The 21516-nt window shown below is 70.2% G+C and carries 14 protein-coding genes; 7 read left to right on the top strand and 7 right to left on the bottom strand.

Translation table 11 applies throughout. The annotated features are described in order from the left end of the window. Positions 1 to 7: 7 nt before the first annotated feature. The 6 genes from VV867_RS10415 to VV867_RS10390 form a co-directional block, all read right to left on the bottom strand. Positions 8 to 2131, bottom strand: a complete 2124-nt coding sequence (locus VV867_RS10415) for a PQQ-dependent dehydrogenase, methanol/ethanol family (protein ID WP_328566313.1) — start codon at positions 2129 to 2131, stop codon at positions 8 to 10. A gap of 121 nt (positions 2132 to 2252) precedes the next feature. Then, on the bottom strand, positions 2253 to 3701 hold the full coding sequence (locus VV867_RS10410; RefSeq protein ID WP_109932410.1) for an aldehyde dehydrogenase family protein: 1449 nt from the start codon (positions 3699 to 3701) through the stop codon (positions 2253 to 2255). Next, positions 3698 to 4921, bottom strand: coding sequence for an alpha-hydroxy acid oxidase (locus VV867_RS10405; RefSeq protein ID WP_328566312.1), 1224 nt, complete (start codon positions 4919 to 4921; stop codon positions 3698 to 3700). Before VV867_RS10405 ends, VV867_RS10410 begins: the two co-directional genes overlap by 4 nt. Further along, positions 4918 to 6309, bottom strand: a complete 1392-nt coding sequence (locus VV867_RS10400; RefSeq protein ID WP_275630355.1) for an FAD-binding oxidoreductase — start codon at positions 6307 to 6309, stop codon at positions 4918 to 4920. The genes VV867_RS10405 and VV867_RS10400 overlap by 4 nt, the downstream gene beginning before the upstream one ends. 13 nt (positions 6310 to 6322) lie before the next feature. Then, positions 6323 to 9832, bottom strand: coding sequence for an indolepyruvate ferredoxin oxidoreductase family protein (locus tag VV867_RS10395; protein ID WP_328566311.1), 3510 nt, complete (start codon positions 9830 to 9832; stop codon positions 6323 to 6325). Positions 9833 to 10116: 284 nt separating this feature from the next. Next, entirely contained in the window at positions 10117 to 11049 is a 933-nt protein-coding gene (locus VV867_RS10390) for an AraC family transcriptional regulator ligand-binding domain-containing protein (RefSeq protein ID WP_328566310.1), read from the bottom strand. Positions 11050 to 11175: 126 nt separating this feature from the next. On the opposite strand from VV867_RS10390, the gene VV867_RS10385 reads away from it, so the two are divergent. From VV867_RS10385 to VV867_RS10355, 7 genes are all read left to right on the top strand, one after another. Then, complete coding sequence (locus VV867_RS10385; protein ID WP_328566309.1) at positions 11176 to 12819, top strand: arylsulfatase; 1644 nt, start codon at positions 11176 to 11178, stop codon at positions 12817 to 12819. An 81-nt stretch (positions 12820 to 12900) separates the two neighbouring features. After that, entirely contained in the window at positions 12901 to 13434 is a 534-nt protein-coding gene (locus VV867_RS10380; RefSeq protein WP_328566308.1) for a 2,4'-dihydroxyacetophenone dioxygenase family protein, read from the top strand. 1 nt (position 13435) lies between these two features. Then, the gene (locus VV867_RS10375) at positions 13436 to 14476 is read left to right on the top strand and encodes an NAD-dependent epimerase/dehydratase family protein (protein ID WP_328566307.1); all 1041 of its coding nucleotides are present in this window, start codon (positions 13436 to 13438) and stop codon (positions 14474 to 14476) included. Continuing rightward, entirely contained in the window at positions 14473 to 15297 is an 825-nt protein-coding gene (locus tag VV867_RS10370) for an SDR family NAD(P)-dependent oxidoreductase (RefSeq protein WP_328566306.1), read from the top strand. The genes VV867_RS10375 and VV867_RS10370 overlap by 4 nt, the downstream gene beginning before the upstream one ends. A 65-nt stretch (positions 15298 to 15362) precedes the next feature. Further along, a complete protein-coding gene (locus VV867_RS10365) occupies positions 15363 to 16895 on the top strand; it encodes a DUF1254 domain-containing protein (protein WP_328566305.1) in 1533 nt (510 codons plus the stop codon). After that, complete coding sequence (locus VV867_RS10360; protein ID WP_328566304.1) at positions 16892 to 17842, top strand: SphA family protein; 951 nt, start codon at positions 16892 to 16894, stop codon at positions 17840 to 17842. The genes VV867_RS10365 and VV867_RS10360 overlap by 4 nt, the downstream gene beginning before the upstream one ends. Positions 17843 to 17894: 52 nt before the next feature. Next, the gene (locus VV867_RS10355) at positions 17895 to 19322 is read left to right on the top strand and encodes a DUF1254 domain-containing protein (RefSeq protein WP_328566303.1); all 1428 of its coding nucleotides are present in this window, start codon (positions 17895 to 17897) and stop codon (positions 19320 to 19322) included. 817 nt (positions 19323 to 20139) lie between these two features. Here VV867_RS10355 and VV867_RS10350 read toward each other — a convergent pair. Beyond that, positions 20140 to 21504, bottom strand: coding sequence for a DUF1329 domain-containing protein (locus tag VV867_RS10350; RefSeq protein WP_109932430.1), 1365 nt, complete (start codon positions 21502 to 21504; stop codon positions 20140 to 20142). Positions 21505 to 21516: the final 12 nt, after the last annotated feature.

The following is a 21516-nucleotide window of genomic DNA, read 5'->3' as shown; positions in this document are numbered from 1 at the left end:
ACCAAGCCTAGGTGCCCGAGGGCGGCTGGCCCGCGGCCTGCAGTTCGGCGCGCCGGTCGTGGGCGCGCTCGATCAGGTAGGCGCGGATCTGCTCCACCTGCTCCGGCGTCAGCCGGCCGGCGAACGGCGGCATGCCCCGGCCGGCCCGTGCGCCGGCGACGATGCCCTGGAAGTCCTCGTGCGTCTGCGCCGTCATGTAGCGCAGGTCGGGAATGACGTTCGCACTGAAGGCGCCCAGGCCGTGGCACACCCCGCAGTGTTCGCGGAACAGCTGGTCGCCGGCCGCCACCGTGGCCGCGTCGGCGGTCATCGGCGGTGGCCCGGGCAGCTGTATGGCGCGCCGCCTGACCTGGGGCATGGGCGCGGTGCCGCCGAGCCTGAAGGTGAACACCCGGGCGTCGGGCACGGTGCGCGTGCGTTCGGACAGGGCGCCGAAGGTGATCGGGTAGGAGCCGCCCCAGCCGCTGCTGAAGGTCACGTACTGCTCGCCGTCCACGCTGTAGGTGACAGGCGCGGCCACCACGCCGCTGCTGACCTCGCGCTGCCACAGCAGCTTGCCGCTGTCGGCCGCGTAGGCCAGCAGGCGGCCATCGTGGGTGCCCTGGAACACCAGGTTGCCGGCGGTGGCCAGGGTGCCGCCGTTGGCGATCTGCGCGTAGGGCACCGCCCAGGCTTCCTGCTGCCGCACGGGGTCCCAGGCCTGCAGCTTGCCGGTGTAGATCCGTGCGAATTCGTCGATGCTCCTGCTGTCCCTGGGCATCGGCGGGAACTCCAGGCCGGTGTTCCACCGGCCCTTGGCGGGCGTATCCAGCTTCGCCTTCGGGTGATGGATGTCGGCCGTCGATTGCGTGGGGATGTAGACCAGGCCGGTCTTCGGGCTGTAGCTCATCGGCTGCCAGTTGTGCCCGCCCTGGGAACCGGGGAACACCAGCTTGGCCTCGCCCTTGCTCCAGTAGTCGGCCGCCTCCAGGTCGATGATCGGCCGGCCGCTGTCCCTGTCCACGCCCTTGGCCCAGTTGACCCTGGGGGCGTACTGGGCGGCCGAGAGCAGCTTGCCCGTGGCCGCGTCCAGCACGTAGAAGAAGCCGTTCTTCGGCGCCTGCATCACCACCTTGCGCGGCTTGCCGTCGATGGGCAGGGTGGCGACGACGATGTGTTGCGTGGCGGTATAGTCCCAGGCGTCGCCCGGCGTGGTCTGGTAGTGCCAGACGTAGCGCCCGCTGTCGGGGCGGACCGCGACGATGGAGGAGAGGAACAGGTTGTCGCCCTTGCCCTGGGAGCGCTGGCCGTAGTTCCAGAAGGCGCCGTTGCCGACGCCGAGGTAGAGCAGGTCGAGCTCGGCGTCGTAGGCCATCGAGTCCCACACGGTGCCGCCGCCGCCCTGTTTCCAGTACTGGTCGCCGAACCAGGTCTTGCGGATCATGCCGATGGTGTCGGTCTCGTCGCCCTTGGCCGGGTCGCCCGGCACGGTGAAGAAGCGCCAGGCCTGCGCGCCGGTCTCGGCATCGTAGGCGGTGACGTAGCCGCGCACGCCGAACTCGCCGCCGCCGTTGCCGATCACCACCTTGCCCTTGATGATGCGCGGGGCGCCGGTGATGGTGTAGTTGCGCCCGTGGTCGAGCACGGTGTCCACCGACCACAGGCGTTGCCCGTCGCGGGCGTCCAGGGCCTCCAGCCGGCCGTCGTACACGCCCACGTAGACCTTGCCGCTCCACACCGCCACGCCGCGGTTGGCCGCGTCGCAGCAACCCGAGCCCTGGATGCCGCGATAGACCCCGGGGTCGTACTTCCACAGCAGCTCGCCGGTGCGCGCGTCCAGCGCGTGGACGATGCTGTAGGCGCTGGTGGTGTACATCACGCCGTCCACCACCAGGGGCGTGGCCTCGACGACGCGGTCCAGCCCGAAGCCGTAGTCCCAGGCCAGGCCGAGCTGCCCCACGTTCCCCTCGTTGACCTGCTCCAGCGGCGAATAGCGCTGCTCGCCGTAGGTGCGGCCGGTGCTCATCCAGTTGCCGGGCTCGCTGTCGGCGGCATTCAGGCGCCGGGCATCGACCGCCGCCGGGCCGGCCGGCCAGGCCAGCGGCGCCGCGAGCAGCAGGAGCACAGCCCCGGTATTCCAAGGTGCTTTCATGGTTGGTTCCCCCATGGTGCCGCCATTGGCGGCGCGTTTCGGGCGAGGCTCGCCATGCAGGACAGTGCCCCGGCGGCAGGCCGCCAGGGCACCGGCCGTCAGGCAGGGCGCGAAGCGCGGGTCAGGGTTCGAGCCCCAGCGCGGCCGCCACCTGCGGGTAGGCCACCGTGTCGATCAACTGGCGCGTGGCGGCGCCGTAGGGCGGTGTGATCAGCTCGAAGCTGCCGCCCACGCGGCGCTCGTAGAAGCCGCGTGGGTTGGAGAACTCGCGGAAGCCTTCCTCGCCGTGGTGCCGGCCCATGCCGCTGGCGCCCACCCCGCCGAAGCCCATGGAAGCCAGCGCGCCCTGCATCACGGCGATGTTGAAGCACACGCCGCCGGAGCGGGTGCGCGTGGCGATCGCCTGGCGCAGCGCCGGGTCGTCGCTGAACAGGTAGATGCCCAGCGGCGTGTCGCCCCGGTTGATGCGCGCGACCAGGTCGTCGGTGTCCCTGTAGGTCTGCACCGGCAGGATCGGGCCGAAGATTTCCTCGCGCACCACCTGGGCGTCGTCGCGCGGGTTGACCACGATGTGGAAGGGCATGTCGCGGGCGCCGGCATCCATCTTGCGGCCAATGCGGATCACCCGGTCGCTCTTGCCCTGCGCGTCCTCCAGCAGGCGTTGCAGGCGCTCGACGTGGCGCTGGCTGATGATGCCGCTGGCGCTGCTGGCGCCGTTGTCGTGGCCGAAGCTGTTGTGCATCGCCTCGCCAAGGGCGTTCACGAAGTCCTGCAGGCCGTCCTCGGGCACCAGCAGGTGGTCGACGGTGATGCACAGCTGGCCGCGCTTGATGGCCTTGATGCCGGCGATGGTCGCCAGCGTCTGCGCGTCGTCGAGCTTGTCGCGGCCGACGATGGTGGGGTTGCGCCCGCCCAGTTCGAGGGTGACCGGCACCAGGTTCTCGGCGCAGCGCTTCATGATCTCGCGGCCCACCGCCGTGCCGCCGGTGAACAGCAGGTGGTCCCAGGGCAGCGTGGCGCAGTGCCGGGCCAGCGCCAGGTCGCCGTTGACCACGGCGACCTCGTCCTCGGCGAAGTAGGCCGCGAACATTTCCTGCAGCAGGGCGCCGCTGTGGGGCGTGAGGTCCGAGGGCTTGAGGATCACCCGGTTGCCGGCGCCCAGCATGTCGACGAGCGGGCCGATGCCGACATCGAACGGGAAGTTCCACGCCGCCATGTTGCAGACCACGCCCTTGGGGCTGTACTGCACGTAGGCCAGCGACTCGCCCTGGGTGGCGGGGTCGACGGGCTTGGCGATGGGCTTCATCCATTCATGGACGTGGGCGCAGTCGAAGCGCACGCGCTCGATCATCGGCAGGATTTCGGTGAGGTCCGCCGCCGCGCCCGGATGGCTGCCGAAGTCCGCCGCCAGCGCCTCGTGGATCCTGGCGCGGTACTGGTACAGCATCGGCACGATGCGCGACATGCGCTCGATGCGCGTCTCGGCGCTGGGGAACATGTCCTGGGCGAAGGCCGCCTTCTGCAGCGCGAACAGGCGCTCCAGGCGCTGGATGGGGGTTTGCGTGTTCATGATAGGTCTCCAGTGGGTAGCCGCGCGTCCCGCCCTGGACGGACCGGGCCGTGCGGATGGGCGCTGGCCCCCGGCCAGGGGAAGGGGGGCAGCAATATGCTCGGGCCGACGGATTCGATGTCGGTATGGCCGCAGAAGGCCATGCTCAGGCTCAGTTCGTTGTGGATGATCTCCAGCGCGCGGGTCACGCCGGCCTCGCCGAGCGCGCCCAGGCCGTAGACGAAGGCGCGGCCGAGCAGGCAGCCGCGCGCGCCCAGGGCACGCGCGCGGAGCACGTCCTGGCCGCTGCGGATGCCGCCGTCCATCCAGACTTCGGTCTGGGCGCCGACCGCGTCGACGATCGGCGGCAGCGCGCGGATGCTCGACTGGGTGCCGTCGAGCTGGCGTCCGCCGTGGTTGCTGACCACGATGGCGTCGGCGCCGTGGGCCACGGCGCTGCGGGCGTCGTCCACGTCCTGGATGCCCTTGAGCAGCAGCGGGCCATCCCACCAGCGACGGATTTCGGCGACGTCGGCCCAGTTCAGCGAGGGGGCGAGTTCGCCGCCGCGCCAGCGCGCCATGTCGGCCATGCTGTCGATGCCGGGCGCGTGGCCGACCACGTTGCCGAACGCCCGCCGCGGCGTGCCGGCCATGCCCAGCGCCCAGCGCGGGTGCATGGCCACGTCGAGCAACTGGCGCAGGTTCATGCGCGAGGGGTCGGTCAGGCCATTCTTCAGGTCCTTGTGGCGCTGCCCCACCAGCGACAGGTCCAGGGTCAGCACCAGCGCCGTGCAGCCGGCGGCCCGGGCGCGTTCGACCAGGCGCCGGGCGAAGGCGCGGTCGCGCATCACGTAGAGCTGGAACCAGAAGCCCTGGCCGACCTGCTCGGCCACGTCCTCGATGGAGCAGATGCTCATGGTGGACAGCGTGAAGGGCACGCCGAAGGCGCGTGCCGCACGGGCCGCGAGGATTTCGCCGTCGGCGTGCTGCATGCCCAGCGCGCCCACCGGGGCGAGCGCGACCGGCATGGACAGGCGCTGGCCGAGCAGCGTGGTGGCGGTGCTGCGCCGGTCGATGTCGATGGCCACGCGCTGGCGCAGCAGCAACTGCCGCAGGTCGGCCTCGTTGGCGCGGTAGGTGCTCTCGGTCCACGAGCCCGAATCGGCGTAGTCGTAGAACATGCGCGGCACGCGGCGCTGCGCCAGGGCACGCAGGTCCTCGATGCAGGTGATGCAGGTCATGGCGCACCGCCATCGAGCAGCTTGCCCGGGTTGAGGATGCCGCTGGGGTCCAGCGTGCGCTTGATCGCGCCCATCAGCGCGCGTTCCTGCGGGCTGCGGGTGATCGACAGCCAGGGTTTCTTCTCCAGCCCGATGCCGTGCTCGGCCGACACCGAGCCGCCGCGCGCCCGCAGTTCCGCATAGACCAGCGCCTCGATGCGCGGCTTGAGCCGCGCCAGGTCGGCGTGGGGCAGGGTGACGACCAGGTGCAGGTTGCCGTCGCCCAGGTGGCCGAACACGTAGAGCTGCGCCCTGGTTTCCGCGAGCAACAGTTGCTGCACCTGGCGCACGTAGCCGTCCATCGCGGCGATCGGCAGCGAGATGTCGAAGCCCAGCGGCGTGCCGTGCTGCATCACCTGTTCCACGTCGTCGCGCAGCGCCCAGAAAGCCTGCGCGTCGGCATCGGAGCGGGCGAGCACCGCGTCGCTCAGCAGCCCTTGCGCCAGGGCCGTCTCGAGCGCGGCCTCGAAGCGCTGGCCATCGGCTTCGCGGTGGGCCCCCTGGGCCTCGACCAGCACGTAGAAGGGATGTTCCTGGCCCAGCGGTGGCAGGCTCCTGGCCGGCGGCGTGGTCACCAGCCGGTAGAAGGACTGCCACATCACCTCGAACGACGACAGCGCGCCGCCCAGCGCGCGGTCCAGGTGGCGCAGCAGGCCGGCCACGGCGTCGAAGCCCGGCGCCGCCAGCAGCGCGGTGTGAGTGGCCAGCGGCTTCTCGCGCAGGCGCAGCACCAGGCGGGTGATCACCCCCAGGGTGCCTTCGCTGCCGATGAACAGCTGCTTGAGGTCGTAGCCGGTGTTGTTCTTGATCAGCGGGTGCAGGGCGGACACCACGGTGCCGTCGGCCAGCACGGCCTCCAGCCCCAGCACCATGTCGCGGGTCATGCCGTAGCGCAGCACACGGGTGCCGCCGGCGTTGGTGGCAGCGGTGCCGCCCAGCGTGGCGCTGCCGCGCGCCCCAAGGTCCAGCGGATAGACCAGGCCCTGTGCCTCCACGGCTTCCTGCAGGGCCTGCAGGGTGACGCCGGCCTGTACCGTGGCGGTGCGCTGTTGCGGGTCGATGGCCTCGATGGCGCGCATGCGCTCCAGCGACAGGATGATCTCGCCGGGCCCGGCATCGGCGCCGCGCACCAGGCCGGTCAGGCCACCCTGGGGCACCACCGGCAGGCGTCGCTGGTGGCACCAGCGCAGCACGGCGGCGACTTCCTCGGTGCTGGCCGGGCGCACCAGCGCCCGCGCCCGCAGGTTGTCGGCGCGCAAGGCGCCGGCTGAACGGCTGGCGAGATCGGCCGCGCAGAGCACGCCGTTGTCGCCGACGATGGCGCGCAGCGCCTCGACGATGGGGTCCATATGCAATCCTCTGCTAGCGGGGAGCGGCTGGCGCTCGGGCGATGTCGCGCAGCGAGGCCTCGAGCTGCGCGCGTTCCTTTTCCACCTGCTCGACGTGGCGCTGGCGCACGTGGCCATAGCCACGGATCTTCTCCGGCAGCGAGGCCAGGGCGACCGCGGCGTCGAGGTTGCCGGCGTCGAGCCTGGCGATCAGCCCGTCGATCTCCCGCTCGTACTCGGCCAGCAGGCGCAACGCCAGCCGGCGTTCGGCGCCGTTGCGGAAGGGGTCGAGAAGGGTGCCGCGCAGGCCCTTGCAGTGCTTGAGCAGGCCGAAGGCCTTCAACAGCCAGGGCCCGACTTCCTTCTTGTACGGCTTGCCGTCCTTGTCCAGGCCGCCGAAGGGCCAGGCGCCGACGTTGAAGTGGACCTTGTAGTCGCCTTCGAACACCGCATCGAGTTCCTGCCTGAAGCTGCCGGATGCGTACAGGCGCGCGACCTCGAATTCGTCCTTGATCGCCAGCAGCTTGAAGTAGTAGCGCGCCACCGCCGTGCTGAAGCGCTCGCCCAGGTCCCGCTCGCGCTCGGCGGCGCGGGCCCGGTCCACCAGTGCCTTGTAGCGGCGGGCATAGGCCTGGTTCTGGTAGTCGACCAAGTAGGCCATGGAGCGCTGGACGATGGCTTCGAGCGACATGTCGATGCGTGGCGTGGGCGCAACCGGGCTGCCGGCGCAGGCGGCCTTTTCCACCGCCTGCAGGTCGACCGCCGCGCGGCGGCCCCAGAGGAAGCTCGCTTTGTTGAAGTCGACCTGCACGGCGTTGAGTTCCAGCGCGCGCAGGATGGCCGCGTGGGACAGCGGCACGCTGCCCAGCTGCCAGGCCGCGCCGAGCATGAACATGTTGGCGGCGATGCTGTCGCCCATCAGCTGCGCGGCGATGCGCAGGCCTTCCATGGCGAGCAGCTGGCCGTCGCCACAGCGCTGGCGGATGCGTTCGAGCAGCGCGCCGGCATCCATCTGCCAGTCGGGGTTGCGCGCGAAGTCGCTGGTGGGCACCAGGTCGCTCGCCACTATCACACGCGTGCGGCCCGGGCGTATGCGCAGCAGCGCCTCGTCGCCGGCGGTCACCACCAGGTCGCAGCCCACTATGGTGTCGGCCTCGGCGGTGGCGATGCGGGTGGCATGCAGCCGCTGCGCATCGGTGGCGATGCGCACGTGGGACATCACGGCACCGTACTTCTGCGCCAGCCCCGTGACGTCCAGCACCGAGACCGCCAGCCCCTCTATATGCGCGGCCATGCCGAGCACCTGGCCGATGGTGACCACGCCGGTGCCGCCGACGCCGGTGATCAGCAGCGAGAAATCACGGGTGAGCGCCGGCAGCGCCGGGTCCGGGATGGCCGGGAAGTCCGCCGCGCCCACGCCCGAGGTCCTGGCCTTGCGCAGCTTGCCGCCGTGCACGGTGACGAAGCTCGGGCAGAAGCCCTCGACGCAGGAGTAGTCCTTGTTGCACGAGCTCTGGTTGATCCTGCGCTTGCGCCCGAACGGGGTTTCCAGCGGTTCGATGGACAGGCAGTTGGAGGCCTTGGAGCAGTCGCCGCAGCCCTCGCACACGGCCGCGTTGATGAAGGTGCGCTTGTCCGGGTCGGCCCACTTGCCGCGCTTGCGCAGGCGCCGGCGCTCGGTGGCGCAGGGCTGGTCGTAGACGATCACCGACACCCCTTCGATGCCGCGGCAGCGCAGCATCACCGCGTCGAGCTCGGTGCGCGGCAGCAGCGGCACGCCGGCCGGCAGGCTGCCGGCGGGGTGCTTGGCCAGGTCGTCGGTCAGCACGAAGATGTGCCGGACGCCCTCGGCCATCAGCTCGGTGACCACCTGCGGCACCGATAGCTCGCCGTCGATGGGCTGGCCGCCGGTCATGGAGACGAAGCCGTTGAACAGCACCTTGTAGGTCATGTTGGCCTTGGCCGCGATGGCCTGGCGGATGGCCAGGAAGCCCGAGTGGAAGTAGGTGCCGTCGCCGATGTTGACGAATACGTGCTTCTCCCCGGTGAAGCGGTGCTGGCCGAGCCAGTGCATGCCTTCGCCGCCCATCTGGGTGAACATCGGCGGCGTCTTGTGCGGGTCGTGCAGCACGGCCATGGCGTGGCAGCCGATGCCGACCATGGCCCGCGAGCCGTCGGGCACCTGGGTCGAGCGGTTGTGCGGGCAGCCCGAGCAGAAGCCGGGGTTGCGGTTGGGCGAGGCCGGCTCGGGCAGGCCCGGCAGCTTGTGGGTGGCCGGCGGCAGCGCCATATCGGGAAGGTCGGGGTGCAGCTTGCGCAGCCGGGCGTGGATGGCGTGCATGATCTGCGTCGGCGACAGCTCGCCCCAGCCCTGCAGCACCGCCTCGCCATGCCCGGGCGCGAAGGCCTGGGCCGCCTCGTACTTGCCGGCCACGCGCGGGTGGTTGGGCAGCGCCAGGTCGTAGAGGATGCCCTTGACCTGGTCTTCGAGGATGCCGCGCTTTTCCTCGACCACCAGGATGGCGTCCAGCCCGTCGGCGAATTCGCGCACGAACTGCGGGTCCAGCGGCCAGATCAGCCCGGCCTTGCCGATGCGCAGGCCCAGTTCGCGCTGGCGCGCCTCGTCCAGGCCCATCCCGGCCAGGGCCTGCAGCACGTCCTGGTACGACTTGCCGGCCGACAGCACGCCGAGCCGGGCGCCGGGCACCTCCTGCAGCAGATGGTTGAGCCGGTTGGCGCGGGCGTAGGCCACGGCCGCCGGCAGCCGGTGGTTGACCAGGCGCTCCTCGCCCATCAGCGGGATGTCGAAGGTGCGGATGTTCAGGCCCTGGGGCCCCAGGTGCGGGGCGACCTGCAGCTCGGGCAGGACGATGCGCGGCGAGTCGGGGCCGACGCGCACCGAGCCGCCGCCCTCGACCACGTCGTTGTGCACCTTGAAGCCCACGGCGCAGCCACAGAAGCGGCTCATGGCGAAGCCGTGCAGGCCCAGGTCGAGCAGCTCCTGGGTGTTGGACGGGTAGAGTATCGGCAGGCCGGCGGCGATGAAGATCGGGTCGGAGAAGTTGATCACCGACGAGGACTTGACGCCGTGGTCGTCGCCGGCGATGGCCAGCACGCCGCCGTGCCTGTTGGTGCCCGCGCTGCCCAGGTGACGCATGGCGTCGGCGCTGCGGTCGGTGCCCGGCCCCTTGCCGTACCAGATGCCGAACACCCCGTCCACCTTCGAGCCGGGCAGCAGGCCCACGTACTGCGAGCCCCAGACCGCGGTGGCCGCCAGGTCCTCGTTGACCCCCGGCATGAAGTGGATGTCGTTGGCTTCCAGGCGTGCCTGCTGGGCCCACAGCTCCATGTCGTAGCGGCCCAGCGGCGAGCCGCGGTAGCCGGAGATGAAGCCGCCGGTGTTCAGGCCCGCGGCCTGGTCGCGCCAGCGCTGCTGCAATGGCAGGCGGGCCAGGGCCTGGGTGCCGGTGAGGTAGATCCAGCCTTCCCGGGTTTCGAACTTGTCGTCGAGCGTGACGCTCTGGTGGGGTAGAGGGGCGTTCATCAGGACTCCTGCTTATTCTTGTTCTGTCGCTTCCCTTTCGTTTCGGTGCTGCTCGTAGCCGCTGCAAAGGCGTTCGCGCGGCGCCGGTTCACGTCACGATCACGGAAGATGGTGGAGCGGGATGTCGTGGGGGACTGTCCGGGATTTGCGCTGCGAAGGCGCGGAAGAGGCAGGCGTGGCTACCCCTTTCGGGGTACCGGGAAGGCTGCTCCAGGGGACCGCTGGCCAACCCTCTTGACGCTGGGCGATCGGTGCGCCGCCGCCCGGCGGGCAGGGGCGGGGCCTCAGCTGCCCTTGTGTTCCTGCCAGCGCTTGCGCGCGCGCAGGTACGCGGCGCTGTCGGCGTAGCCCAGGTGCTCGGCGATCTGTTCGCGGCCCAGGCCCTGCAGCTCCAGGTACTGCTCCTGTTCCAGGCGCACCGCGGCCAGCACCTGGCGGTAGCCCAGGTCCTGTTCCTGCAGGTGCCGGCGCAGGGTCCGCGGGGTCAGGTGCAGGGCCGCGGCGGCGCTTTCCAGGCTGGGCGGCATGCCGCTTTCCAGCTCGTGGCGGATGTGCTGCGCGACCCTGGCGGCGGGCCCGCTGAACTGCTGCAGGCGCGCCAGGCGCTGTTCCAGGCCGCTGACGATCAGCTCCGCCACCACCGGGTGGTGGCCGCGCATGGGGATGTCGAGCACGCGCCTGTCGAACACCAGGCGGCTGTGCTCGCTGGCGAAGCGCAGGTGGGGCCCGAACCACTCGCGGTACTCGGCGTGGTAGGGCGGCCGCGGGTAGTCGAACTCGGCGCGTAGCGGCAGCACCGGCTCCACGCAGCCTTCGCGCAGCTGCGTCATGGTCATCACCAGGGCGTGCTCGCAGTAGGGCCGGCGCAGGCGTTCGGAGCCCTCGATGCGCACTTCGAGGATCAGTTGGCCGTCTTCCTCGCGGATGTGCAGGCGGTCCAGGTCCGAGCCCAGCCGGGCGAAACGCTGCCAGTGGCGCAGGGCCTCGCCGACGGTGGCGCTGCACAGGGCGAGGTGGACCAGCACGAAGCGGTCGCCGGGGGCGAACTGGCCGAACAGGTGCAGGCCGATGGCCGGGTCGATGCGGGCCGCGCGCTCCCACAGCTGTTCCAGCCCGGGCAGGTCGAATTCCAGCACGTCGCATTGCTCGCCGAGAAAGCGCGCCAGCACCCGGCCCATGGCGCCGCGGTGGCGTTTGCAGACGGCAGCGCTGGCCACTTTTGTCTGATTTTTGTCCCTTTCGGACATGTCTCGTCTGGCCCCTGTTGCCGTTTCATGTGTCCGACAGAGCCGTGCCAAGGCGCGGCGCCGTCGATCGCCCGATCATATAACGAGAACCACGCAATGACCGAGATGCCTACTCGCCCGCAACAGGGGGCCGCGCCCTCGTCCCCGGCCAGGCGCCGCGACCCGCTGGTGCGGGCGCTGCTGGGCCTGGCGCTGTCCGCGCTGCTGCCCGCGCTGCCGGCGGTCGCGGCGGACAAGCCGAACATCGTGGTGATATTCGGCGACGACATCGGCCTGTGGAACCTCAGCGCCTACAGCCGCGGCGCCATGGGCTACCGCACGCCGAACATCGACAGCATCGCCAAGGGCGGCGCCATCTTCAGCGACCACTACGCCCAGCCCAGCTGCACCGCCGGGCGCGCGGCCTTCATCACCGGCCAGCTGCCGATCCGCTCGGGGATGACCACCGTCGGCCAGCCCGGCGGCATGCTCGGCCTGAAGCCGCAGACCGTGACCCTGGCCGAGGTGCTCAAGCCCCAGGGCTACACCAGCGGCCAGTTCGGCAAGAACCACCTGGGCGACCGCAACGAGCACCTGCCGACGGTGCACGGCTTCGACGAGTTCTTCGGCAACCTCTACCACCTCAACACCGAGGAAGAGCCGGAGGACATCGACTACCCCGCCGACCCCGACTTCAAGAAGCGCTATGGCCCGCGCGGCGTGCTGCACTGCTTTGCCACCGACGCCGAGCAGCCCGGCGACGACCCGCGCTTCGGCAAGTGGGGCCGGCAGCGCTGCGAGGACACCGGCCCGCTGACGCGCAAGCGCATGGAGACCGTCGACCAGGAGCTGATCCAGGCCTCGTTCAGGTTCATGGACAAGGCCGTGGCCGAGAAGAAGCCGTTCTTCGCCTGGATCAACACCACGCGCATGCACGTGTTCACCCACACGCCCGACAAATACCTGCAGCAGTGCAAGCAGTTCACCAGCGGCGAGGACGAGCACTGCGCCGGCATGCTGCAGCACGACGAGGACGTCGGCAGCGTGCTGAAGAAGCTCGACGACCTGGGCATCGCCGACGACACCATCGTCATCTACACCACCGACAACGGCCCGGAGCACGAGACCTATCCCTTCGGCGCCACCACGCCGTACCGCAGCACCAAGATGACCACCTGGGAAGGCGGCGTGCGCGTGCCGATGATGGTCCGCTGGCCGGGGCACATCCCGGCGGGCGAGGAGCTCAACGGCATCCAGTCCCACGAGGACCTGTTCACCACCCTGGCGGTGGCCGCCGGCGCCACCGACGTGCGCGAGCGCCTGGCCAAGGGCGACGACTTCGGCACCGGCGTGGTGAAGAAGAACTACATCGACGGCGTCGACAACCTGGCCTACTGGGAAGGCAAGGCCGGGCAGTCGGCGCGCCACGAAATCTTCTACTACGCCGAGAGCCGCCTGCAGGCCGTGCGCCTGAACCAGTGGAAGGCCCACTTCTACACCCGCGACGGCTACTACGGCGCCACCACCACCCTGGAGATGCCCTGGCTGTTCAACATCCGCCAGGACCCCTTCGAGAGCTACGAACAGGCGCCGGGCCCGCGCGCCAACCTGATGCAGAAGAAGAGCTACGTGTTCCACCAGATGACCGACGCGATAGTCGCGCACCTGCGGACCTTCAAGGACTTCCCGCCGGCGCAGAAGGGCGTGTCGCTGAGCTTCGACCAGCTCAAGGAACAGATCCTCAGACAGGCCGAGAAGTGAACCCTGCGGCGGCCGGCCGCCCGGCCGCCGCATCCCCCCGCGCGCCCGCCGCGCCCAGAACAACAAGATTGGAGTTTCCCGATGAGTCAGCTCAGCCCCGCCGCGATGCAGGTCTTCGCCGCCATGCAGAACGCCCCCGTGGTGTCCCGCGACCATGCCCGCGAGGCGATCCTGCTGCTGGAAGACGACCTGCCCTGGGTCAGCCTGCCCGACGGTTCCACCATCCAGCTGCTGCACGTGGACCTGAACCAGAACCTGTGGATCAACCGCACCCGCATGAACCCCGGCTTCGGCGTCGACACCCACTACCACACCGGCCCGGTGTTCGCGGTCACCCTGCAGGGCGAATGGTTCTACCGGGAATACCCGGACAAGGTGAACAAGGCCGGCTCCTACCTCTACGAGCCGGCGCATTCGCTGCACACCCTGTGCGTGGCCGAGGACGCCACCGAGGTCGCCGACGTCTGGTTCGCCATCTTCGGCAGCAACGTCGACATCGACGAGAAGGGCGACGTGGTGCGCATCCTCGACGCCAAGACGGCCCTGACCGTCTACCGCGCCCTGTGCGCGGCCGAGGGCAAAAGCTGCGACAAGCTGATCGCCCTCGGTGAGTGACATGGCTGCGCTGAACAGTGCGTTCGTGACCGGCGCCGGCGGCTTCATCGGCCGCCACCTGGTGCGCCGGCTGCTGGCCGAGCAGGTCGCCGTGGTGGCCCTGATGATGCCGGGCGAGCTGGTGCCGGCGGAGTGGGGCGACAGGGTGCGGCTGGTGGTCGGCGACGTGCGCCGGCTGCTGGCGCTGCGCGAGCAGATCGGGCCGGTGGATGCCGTCTTCCACCTGGCCGCGGTGGTCAGCGACTGGGGCAGCACCCAGTCCCACGTGGAGGTGACCGTCAAGGGCACCGAGCATGCCATCGAGCTGGCCCTGGGCTGGGGCGCGCACTTCGTGGTGACCACCAGCGTCTGCGCCTTCGCCAGCGCCCTGGCCAGGGGCCGGCTGGACGAGGACAGCCCGGTGGGCGTGCCCTCGTCGGCCTACGAGTTCTGCAAGCAGGAACAGGAGCGCGTCACCCGCGAGGGCGTCAGGCGCGGGCTCAAGGCCACCATCGTGCGGCCGGCCAACGTCTTCGGCGTCGGCAGCCTGCCCTGGGTCAATTCGCTGGTGCAGGTGCTGCGCGAAGGCGCGCCCTGCCTGCTGGGCTCCGGCAAGTGGGACGCGGGCCTGGTGCACGTCGACAACCTGGTGGAAATCCTGGTCGCTTCAGCGCGCTCGGAGTACGTGCACGGCGAGGTGTTCATCGCCGCCGACGGCTTCGGCGTGACCTGGAAGACCTACCTGGAGGCCCTGGCCAGGGCCGCCGGCACGCCGCCGCCGAAAAGCCTGCCGAACTGGCTGGCGCGCTTCATGGCCAGCGCCCTGGAGTGGTGGGGGCACCTGCGCAGGCAGGCGCAGCGCCCACACCTGACGTGCCAGACCTTCCGCCTGATGGGCGGGCCCAACGCGTTCGCCACCGACAAGGCCAGGCGCCTGCTGGGCTACCGGCCGCCGGTGAGCTTCGAGGCGGCCATGGCCGAGCTGGCCGAACACTTCCGCACACAGCAACAGGCGCCGGCGGGCGCCGCAAGCGCAACGGCAAGGCTGGAGAGTCGAGCATGAGTCAGTGGAACCACGGCGCCCCGCGGGTCGCCTTCATCTCCGGCGCCGGCAGCGGCATCGGCCTGCAGATCGCCAAGGCCCTGGCGGCCGAGGGCGCGAGCCTGGCGCTGTTCGACCTGCGCCTGGAGCCGCGGGTGCTCGACGAGCTGCGCGCCCTGTGCCGGCAGCCGCAGCAGCAGGTGGAGACGTTCGTCGTCGACATCACCCAGGCCGTGGAGGTCGACACGGCGGTGGAGGCCGCCGTGGCCAGGCTGGGCGTGCCGGACTTCGCCTTCAACTCGGCGGGCATCCTGCGCACCGCGCTGTTCACCGAGCTGCCGGCGGAAACCTTCGAGCTGGTGGTGCGCATCAACCTGATCGGCAGCCGCAACTTCGCCGCCGGCGTGCTGCGGCACATGCCCCGCGGCGGCCACCTGGTGCTGGTGGCTTCGCTGGCCGGGATCATCGGCGGCTACACCCAGGCCGCCTACAGCGCCTCCAAGTTCGGCGTGGTGGGCCTGGCCGAGGTCCTGCGCCTGGAGCAGAAGCCGCGCGGCATCGACGTGTCGGTGGTGTGCCCCGGGGAGATCGCCACGCCCCTGCTGACCTACGAGCGCCAGCATGGCAGCAAGGTCACCGAGGCGCTCAATGCCACCGCCGGGGTGCTGACGGTGGAGGAGGCGGTGGCCGGCATCCTCGATGGCCTGCGCCGGCGCCAGTTCATGATCACCCCGGGCCTACGGGCCAGGCTGCTGCGGGCGATGGCGCGCAAGACCAGCGGCCTGTTGCGCTGGATCACCGACCAGACCCTCGCCAAGGCGCTGCGCGCCGAGCGCCGCTGAACCCGCGCCGGCTGCGGCGGGACTCGCGGCCGGCAAACCGACAGGCATTTGCATGGGAGACCCGTATGCCACGTAGAACACTGATGATGCCGTTGCTGCTGGCGATGGCGCTGCAGGGCCAGGCCGCGGAGTCGGCCACGGCGGAGCCGGTCGGCGGGCAGCCCGCCGCGGGGGCGCGGCCCTCGGTGAGCGACTTCGACTACCAGGTGAAGTACCAGCGCGCCTTCGAGGCGGTGCTCTGGTCGCTGCCCTCGGTGCAGGCCCAGAGCGGCCGCGAGGCCACCCTCGGTGGCCTGGGCGCCAGGGACAACGACATAGTCGCCATGTCCGGCCCGGCCACGCCCAGGTTCGAGACCTGGACCGCCAACAGCTCCACGCCCTACGTCTTCGCCTACTCGGACCTGGCGCGCGAGCCGGTGGTGCTGGAGGTGCCGCCGGCAGGGCCCGACGGCAGCCTCTACGGCCAGGTGACGGACGCCTGGCAGATGACCATCGCCGACATCGGGCCTTCGGGCATCGACGCCGGCAAGGGCGGCAAGCTGCTGCTCACCGGCCCCGACTTCAAGGGTACGGTGCCGGCCGGCTACCGCCAGGTGGTGTCGCCGACCCGGCGGGTCGTCTTCGCCTTCCGCTCGGTGCGCGCGCCGGGCAAGAGCGCCGCGGACGCCTATGCCTATTCCAGGCGCCTGAAGATGTACTACCTGTCCCAGGCGGCCAACCCGCCGCAGCAACGCTTCGTCGACGCCGTGGATCAGCGCTTCTCGTCGCTGCTGCCCCAGGACGAGCGCTACTTCCGGCTGCTCCACGACACCATCGCCTACGAGCCGGCGCGCCCCCAGGACAGGCACATGCTCGGCCTGCTGGCCTCGCTGGGCATCGAGCAGGGCAAGCCCTACCAGCCGGACGAGAAGACCCGCCGGGCCATGCGCCAGGCGGTGGTGGACGTCTGGTTCTACCTGCAGCAGCGCTTCGACCAGCTGCCCAAGGATTACTACTACTGGCCCGACCGCCAGTACGTGCCGCTGCTGCTGCCCGACGCCAACCGCGGCTTCAGCTTCGAATACCCCGGGCGCATCGACATCGACGGCCGCGCCCTGGCGTTCTTCTGGTGCACCCTGGTGCCCCGGCAGGTGCCCGAGCGGCCCGCGGCCTACTACCTGATGGCCATGGCCGACAACCAGGGGCGGCCGCTGGAGGCGGGGGACACCTACAGGCTGGTGGTGCCGGCGGACATGCCGGTGAAGCAGTTCTGGTCGCTGACCCTCTACGACCGCGCCACCATGGCCTTCATCTACACCCGGGAGGGGCGCACCACGCTGGACTCCTACGGCCTGGACAAGATGAAGAAGAACGCCGACGGCAGCGTCACCCTCTACGTCGGCCCGCAGGCGCCCAAGGGCCTGGAAGCCAACTGGATTCCCACCGGCGGCAAGCGCCCGCTGCCGGCCCTGCGCTTCTACGGCGCCACCGACGCGCTGTTCGACAAGCGCTTCAAGATGCCCGACTTCGAGCGGGTGGACGAGCCCGCCGCGGCTAGCCTCGACCAGCCGGGCGTCATACCGGCGGGCCTGGCCATGGGCAGCCACCTGCTGCCATGAACCGTGGCGGGCGCAAGCTCCTGGCCGGCTGCCTGTTGCTGGCGGCCAGCCAGGCGCAGGCCGCCGAGAACGGCGTAGGCTTCTACCTGCTGGGCTCCCGCGGCCCCATGGCCGGCGCGCTGCCGCCGCCGGGGCTGTACCTGCAGAACGACCTCTACCGCTATGCGGGCAGTGCCGGGGCGGCCAAGGACTTCCCCGTCGGCGGCCGGGTGGTGGCCGGCATCCAGCTCGAAACCCGGCTGGCGATGCCGACCCTGCTCTGGTCCACGCCCTGGCAACTGGCGGGCGGCAACCTGGGGCTGTCCTGGAGCCAGCCCCTGGGCGGCCCGGCCCTGGACGTCGACGCCGAGCTGACCGGGCCCCATGGCCAGCGTCTGGGCACCGACGTGCACGCCTCGAACTACACCTACGGCGACCCGGTGCTGGCGGCGATGCTCGGCTGGCACCGCGGCAACTTCCACTGGCAGGGCGGGGTGGCGCTGAACGTACCGGCGGGTGACTACGACGAAGACGCCCTGGCCAACGTCGCCTTCCACCACTGGGGCGCCGACCCCTTCGCCGCGCTGACCTGGTTCGACCCGGCCATCGGCCTGGACCTGTCCGTGGCCGCCGGCGTGACCTTCAACGCCGCCAACCCGGCCACCGATTACCGCAGCGGCAACGAGGCGCACCTGGAATGGAGCGCCGAACAGCACTTCGGCCCGCGCTTTTCCGCCGGCCTGCTCGGCTACCACTACCGCCAGGTCAGCGATGACAGCGGCCGCGGCGCCAGCCTCGGGCCGTTCCGCGGGCGCACGCGGGCCCTGGGCGCGACCCTGGCCTGGAACTTCCCCGGTGCGCGGCCCTGGTCGCTGCGGCTGAAGGCCTTCAAGGAGCAGGGCGCATACAACCGCCTGGAAGGCCACGCCGCCTACCTGACGCTTTCCGTGCCCCTGTCTTCGTTCTGACGCGCGGGCGGGGGCCGCACCAGTTCCAACCCAGAACAACAAGGAATTCATGATGAAAGCCACACGCACGATGCTGTCCGCGCTGAGCGTGGCCGTCGCCCTGGCCGCCGGCCACTGCCTAGCCGCGCCGAGCTATGCCGACCCGCAGGTCAGCCTGGTGATGACGCCGCAGAAGGTCGCCCAGGCCCAGGAGATCGACGCCTACACCCTGGGGGTGATGGCCTACACCTGGGGCTACCCGCTGGTGCGCCTGGAGCGGATCCTGCGTGAGTACATCGACGTACCGGCGAACAAGCCGCCGACCAGCTACCGCGCGCCGCTGAACCGCATCGGCTGGGCCACGGCGCTGTCCACCCCGGCGGACAAGGACATGCCCACGGCCAACAACGACACCCTGTACATGAGCGCGGTGGTCAGGCTGGACGAGCCCTACGTGCTGAGCGTGCCGGACACCGCCGACCGCTACTACGTGATCAACGTCTTCGACATGTACCACGACCTGGAGCACTACATCGGCCGCCGCGCCACCGGCACCGGCGCGGGGCGCTTCGCCCTGGTACCGCCGGGCTGGCAGGGGACCCTGCCCGAGGGCGTCAAGGCCCTGCCGGTGAGCACCGACAAGCTCTGGCTGTGGGGGCGCCTGCACATCCGCCAGGGCGAGGACCTGGCGCCGGTACTGGCGCTGCAGGAAGGGTTCGAACTGCGCCCGCTGAGCCAGCTGGGCAAGGCCGGCTACCAGGCGCCGAAGGAAGAGCTGCCGCCGTTGCCGTCGATCGAGGGCGACGACCTGGGCTTCTTCACGCACCTGGGGTACGCCATGCAGCACAACCGCATCAAGACCGTGGACGCGGCGCTGGCGGGGCAACTGCAGCGCATCGGGCTGAGCGCGGAACACGGCTTCGACCGTTCCAGACTCACCGCCGAGCAACTGCGCGGGCTCAAGCGCGCCCTGGCGGACGGCCCGCTGGTGGCCGGCAAGGCCACCATGACCTCCACCGTGCTGCGCAACGGCTGGAACGTGGCCATGGTCAACGAGTTCGGCTACGACTACCCCGGGCGCTCGGTCATGGCCGGCGCCTACCTGGGTGGCAACCTGGCGGAGGAGGCGGTCTACCCGATCCGCTTCACGGACGACCGCGGCAGGCCGCTCGACGGCCAGCACCCGTACCGCCTGACCTTCGCCAAGGCGCCGCCGGTCGGGGCCTTCTGGTCGCTGACGCTCTACAACGCCGGCGACAAGATGCTGGTGGACAACCCCATCGGCCGCTACAAGATCGGCTCGGACACCCCCGGCCTGCAGGTGGCGGCGGATGGTTCCATCAGCATCCCGATCCAGCACGACCAGCCCAGGAGCGAAGACAAGGCCAACTGGCTGCCGGCGCCCAAGGGCGCTTTCTACCTGCTGCTGCGCCTGTACCAGCCGGACGCCGCGATCCTCGACGGCCGCTACGCGCTGCCGCAGGTGAGCCGCGTCCAGTAGCGGAGCAGGGACCAGACGATTGGGTAGGGCGGATAACCGTTCGCGGTTATCCGCCGCTGGTCGTGCCACCGGAGCGTCCGGCGTGGCGGATGCCAATCGCGGACGGAGTCCGCTCCTACGTCGGTGCTTCCCGGAACCGTAGGAGCGGACTCTGTCCGCGATTTGGCGGATAACGCCGTAGGCGTTATGCGCCCTACGGAGCCCGGGAGCTTCGTAGTTCCGCATCACACCGAACGGTCCCCTCTCCCGCTTGCGGGGGAGGGTTAGGGAGGGGGCGGCATCAGGGTTCGCGAGCAAGCTCGCTCCTACGAAGAGGATGTCCGCGTGGGCTGCAACAATTCCTCTCACGCGCGTGCCCGACCGTAGGGCGAATAACCGTTCGCGGTTATCCGCCGTTGGTCGTGCCACCGGAGCGTCCGGCGTGGCGGATGCCAATCGCGGACGGAGTCCGCTCCTACGTCCGTGCTTCCTGGAACCGTAGGAGCGGACTCCGTCCGCGATTTGGCGGATAACGCCGTAGGCGTTATGCGCCCTACGGGGAGCCCGGGAGCTTCGTGGGTCCGCATCACGCCGAACAGTCCCCTCTCCCGCTTGCGGGGGAGGGTTAGGGAGGGGGTGCGGAGTCAGGGTTTGGCAGAGGTGCCTGGGCGAAGTCCGTCCCCTCTCCCCAACCCTCTCCCTGAAGGGAGAGGGGGCTGTCCCGAGCAAGCGGATAACGCAGCGTCAGCCGGCAAACTCGTAGGGCGGATAACCGTTCGCGTGCGGCGCGCAAAAAAATGGCGACCCGAAGGTCGCCCAAAACCACAGGTGCTGCTGCTCAGCGCACCCCGTCGCTGCGCAAGGCCGCGGGGGTGAATTTGGCGGCGGAGGAGGGTTCGCCGAAGCGGATCCAGCTCTTCTCCTCGTTCATCATGCCGCTGACCGCGTAACGGCCGGAGATCAGGTCGTACAGGCTTTCCAGGGCATACCAGGGCACCTGCTGCCTGTAGTCCTGGGTCAGCATGGCCTCGCCCACGCGCCACAGCTGGCCGCGGCCGTCGTACTGGTCGGACAGGGCGATGCTCCAGGAGTCCTCGTCGACGTAGAAGCGGCGCTTGGCGTAGATGTGCCGCTCGCCCGGCTTCAGGCTCGCTTCCACCACCCAGACGCGGTGCAGCTCGTAGCGCGCCAGGTCCTGGTTGACGTGGCCGGCCTTGAGGAGGTCCTCGTACTTGTGCTTCGGCGAGGCCAGCTCGTAGTTGTTGTAGGGGATGTAGATTTCCTTCTTGCCCACCAGCTTCCAGTCGTAGCGGTTGGGCGCGCCGTTGTACATGTCCAGGCCGTCGGAGGTGCGCAGGCCGTCGACTTCCGTGGTCGGGCTGTCATAGGCCACCTGCGGGGCGCGGCGCACGCGGCGCTGGCCGGCGTTGTACTGCCAGGCCATGCGCGGTTCCTTCACCTGGTCCAGGGAGTCGTGCACCAGCAGCACGTTGCCGGCCAGGCGTGCCGGCTCGGTGACCCGCGACTTGTAGTAGTACAGGAGGTTTTCCGCGTCCTTGGCGTCCAGGTCGGCCATGCCCTTGGGCACCGCCAGGTCCTCCTCGTAGCGGATGGCGGTGAAGGCGCCGTTGGTCTGCGGCGCCGCGGTGACCGAGGAGCGCAGGATGTTCACGCCGCGGAAGCGGGTGATGTGGTTCCACACCACCTCCAGGCCGTCCTTCGGGATCGGGAAGGCCACCCAGCGGCTGTCGGCGAAACCCTGCAGGCCGTTGCCGCCTTCCACCAGGCTGGTCTTCAGGGCGCTGGTTTTGGCGGCCTGGTTGATGAATTCCGGGACCACGGTGGTGCGGTGGCTCGGGTAGACGTTCATCTTGTAGTCCGGGTAGCGCTTGAACAGCGCCAGCTGGCCCTCGGACAGCTTCGCCTTGTACTGCTCGAGGTTCTGCGCGGTGATGGTGAACAGCGGCTTCTCGCCGGCGAAGGGGTTGCCGGGGAAGCCCTTGGCGTCCACCGGGGCGGCGTTCTGGGCCAGGCCGCCGGTCCAGGCGGGGATGCTGCCGTCGGCGTTGCCGGCCTTCTCGGCGCCCAGCGGGGTGAGGCTGGCGCCCAGCTTGGCGGCCTCGTCCGGGGAGACCGCGGCCAGTACGCTGCCGGCCAGCAGGGACAGGGTGAAGACGCCGATCACTCGTAGTGCTTTGTTCATCGTTGAGTCCTC

It is taken from the genome of Pseudomonas sp. JH-2 (genome assembly GCF_036231725.1).
In the GTDB taxonomy this organism is placed as follows: domain Bacteria; phylum Pseudomonadota; class Gammaproteobacteria; order Pseudomonadales; family Pseudomonadaceae; genus Pseudomonas; species Pseudomonas delhiensis.
The sequence above is the reverse complement of the archived record's forward strand: the minus strand, read 5'-3'. Positions and strand labels throughout refer to the sequence as shown.

Coding starts and splice junctions, on each gene's coding strand:
- VV867_RS10415 (WP_328566313.1), bottom strand. CDS start 2,131: ATGAAAGCACCTTGGAATACCGGGGCTGTGCTCCTGCTGCTCGCGGCG.
- VV867_RS10360 (WP_328566304.1), top strand. CDS start 16,892: ATGAACCGTGGCGGGCGCAAGCTCCTGGCCGGCTGCCTGTTGCTGGCG.
- VV867_RS10380 (WP_328566308.1), top strand. CDS start 12,901: ATGAGTCAGCTCAGCCCCGCCGCGATGCAGGTCTTCGCCGCCATGCAG.
- VV867_RS10370 (WP_328566306.1), top strand. CDS start 14,473: ATGAGTCAGTGGAACCACGGCGCCCCGCGGGTCGCCTTCATCTCCGGC.
- VV867_RS10405 (WP_328566312.1), bottom strand. CDS start 4,921: ATGACCTGCATCACCTGCATCGAGGACCTGCGTGCCCTGGCGCAGCGC.
- VV867_RS10365 (WP_328566305.1), top strand. CDS start 15,363: ATGCCACGTAGAACACTGATGATGCCGTTGCTGCTGGCGATGGCGCTG.
- VV867_RS10350 (WP_109932430.1), bottom strand. CDS start 21,504: ATGAACAAAGCACTACGAGTGATCGGCGTCTTCACCCTGTCCCTGCTG.
- VV867_RS10400 (WP_275630355.1), bottom strand. CDS start 6,309: ATGGACCCCATCGTCGAGGCGCTGCGCGCCATCGTCGGCGACAACGGC.
- VV867_RS10395 (WP_328566311.1), bottom strand. CDS start 9,832: ATGAACGCCCCTCTACCCCACCAGAGCGTCACGCTCGACGACAAGTTC.
- VV867_RS10385 (WP_328566309.1), top strand. CDS start 11,176: ATGACCGAGATGCCTACTCGCCCGCAACAGGGGGCCGCGCCCTCGTCC.
- VV867_RS10355 (WP_328566303.1), top strand. CDS start 17,895: ATGAAAGCCACACGCACGATGCTGTCCGCGCTGAGCGTGGCCGTCGCC.
- VV867_RS10375 (WP_328566307.1), top strand. CDS start 13,436: ATGGCTGCGCTGAACAGTGCGTTCGTGACCGGCGCCGGCGGCTTCATC.
- VV867_RS10410 (WP_109932410.1), bottom strand. CDS start 3,701: ATGAACACGCAAACCCCCATCCAGCGCCTGGAGCGCCTGTTCGCGCTG.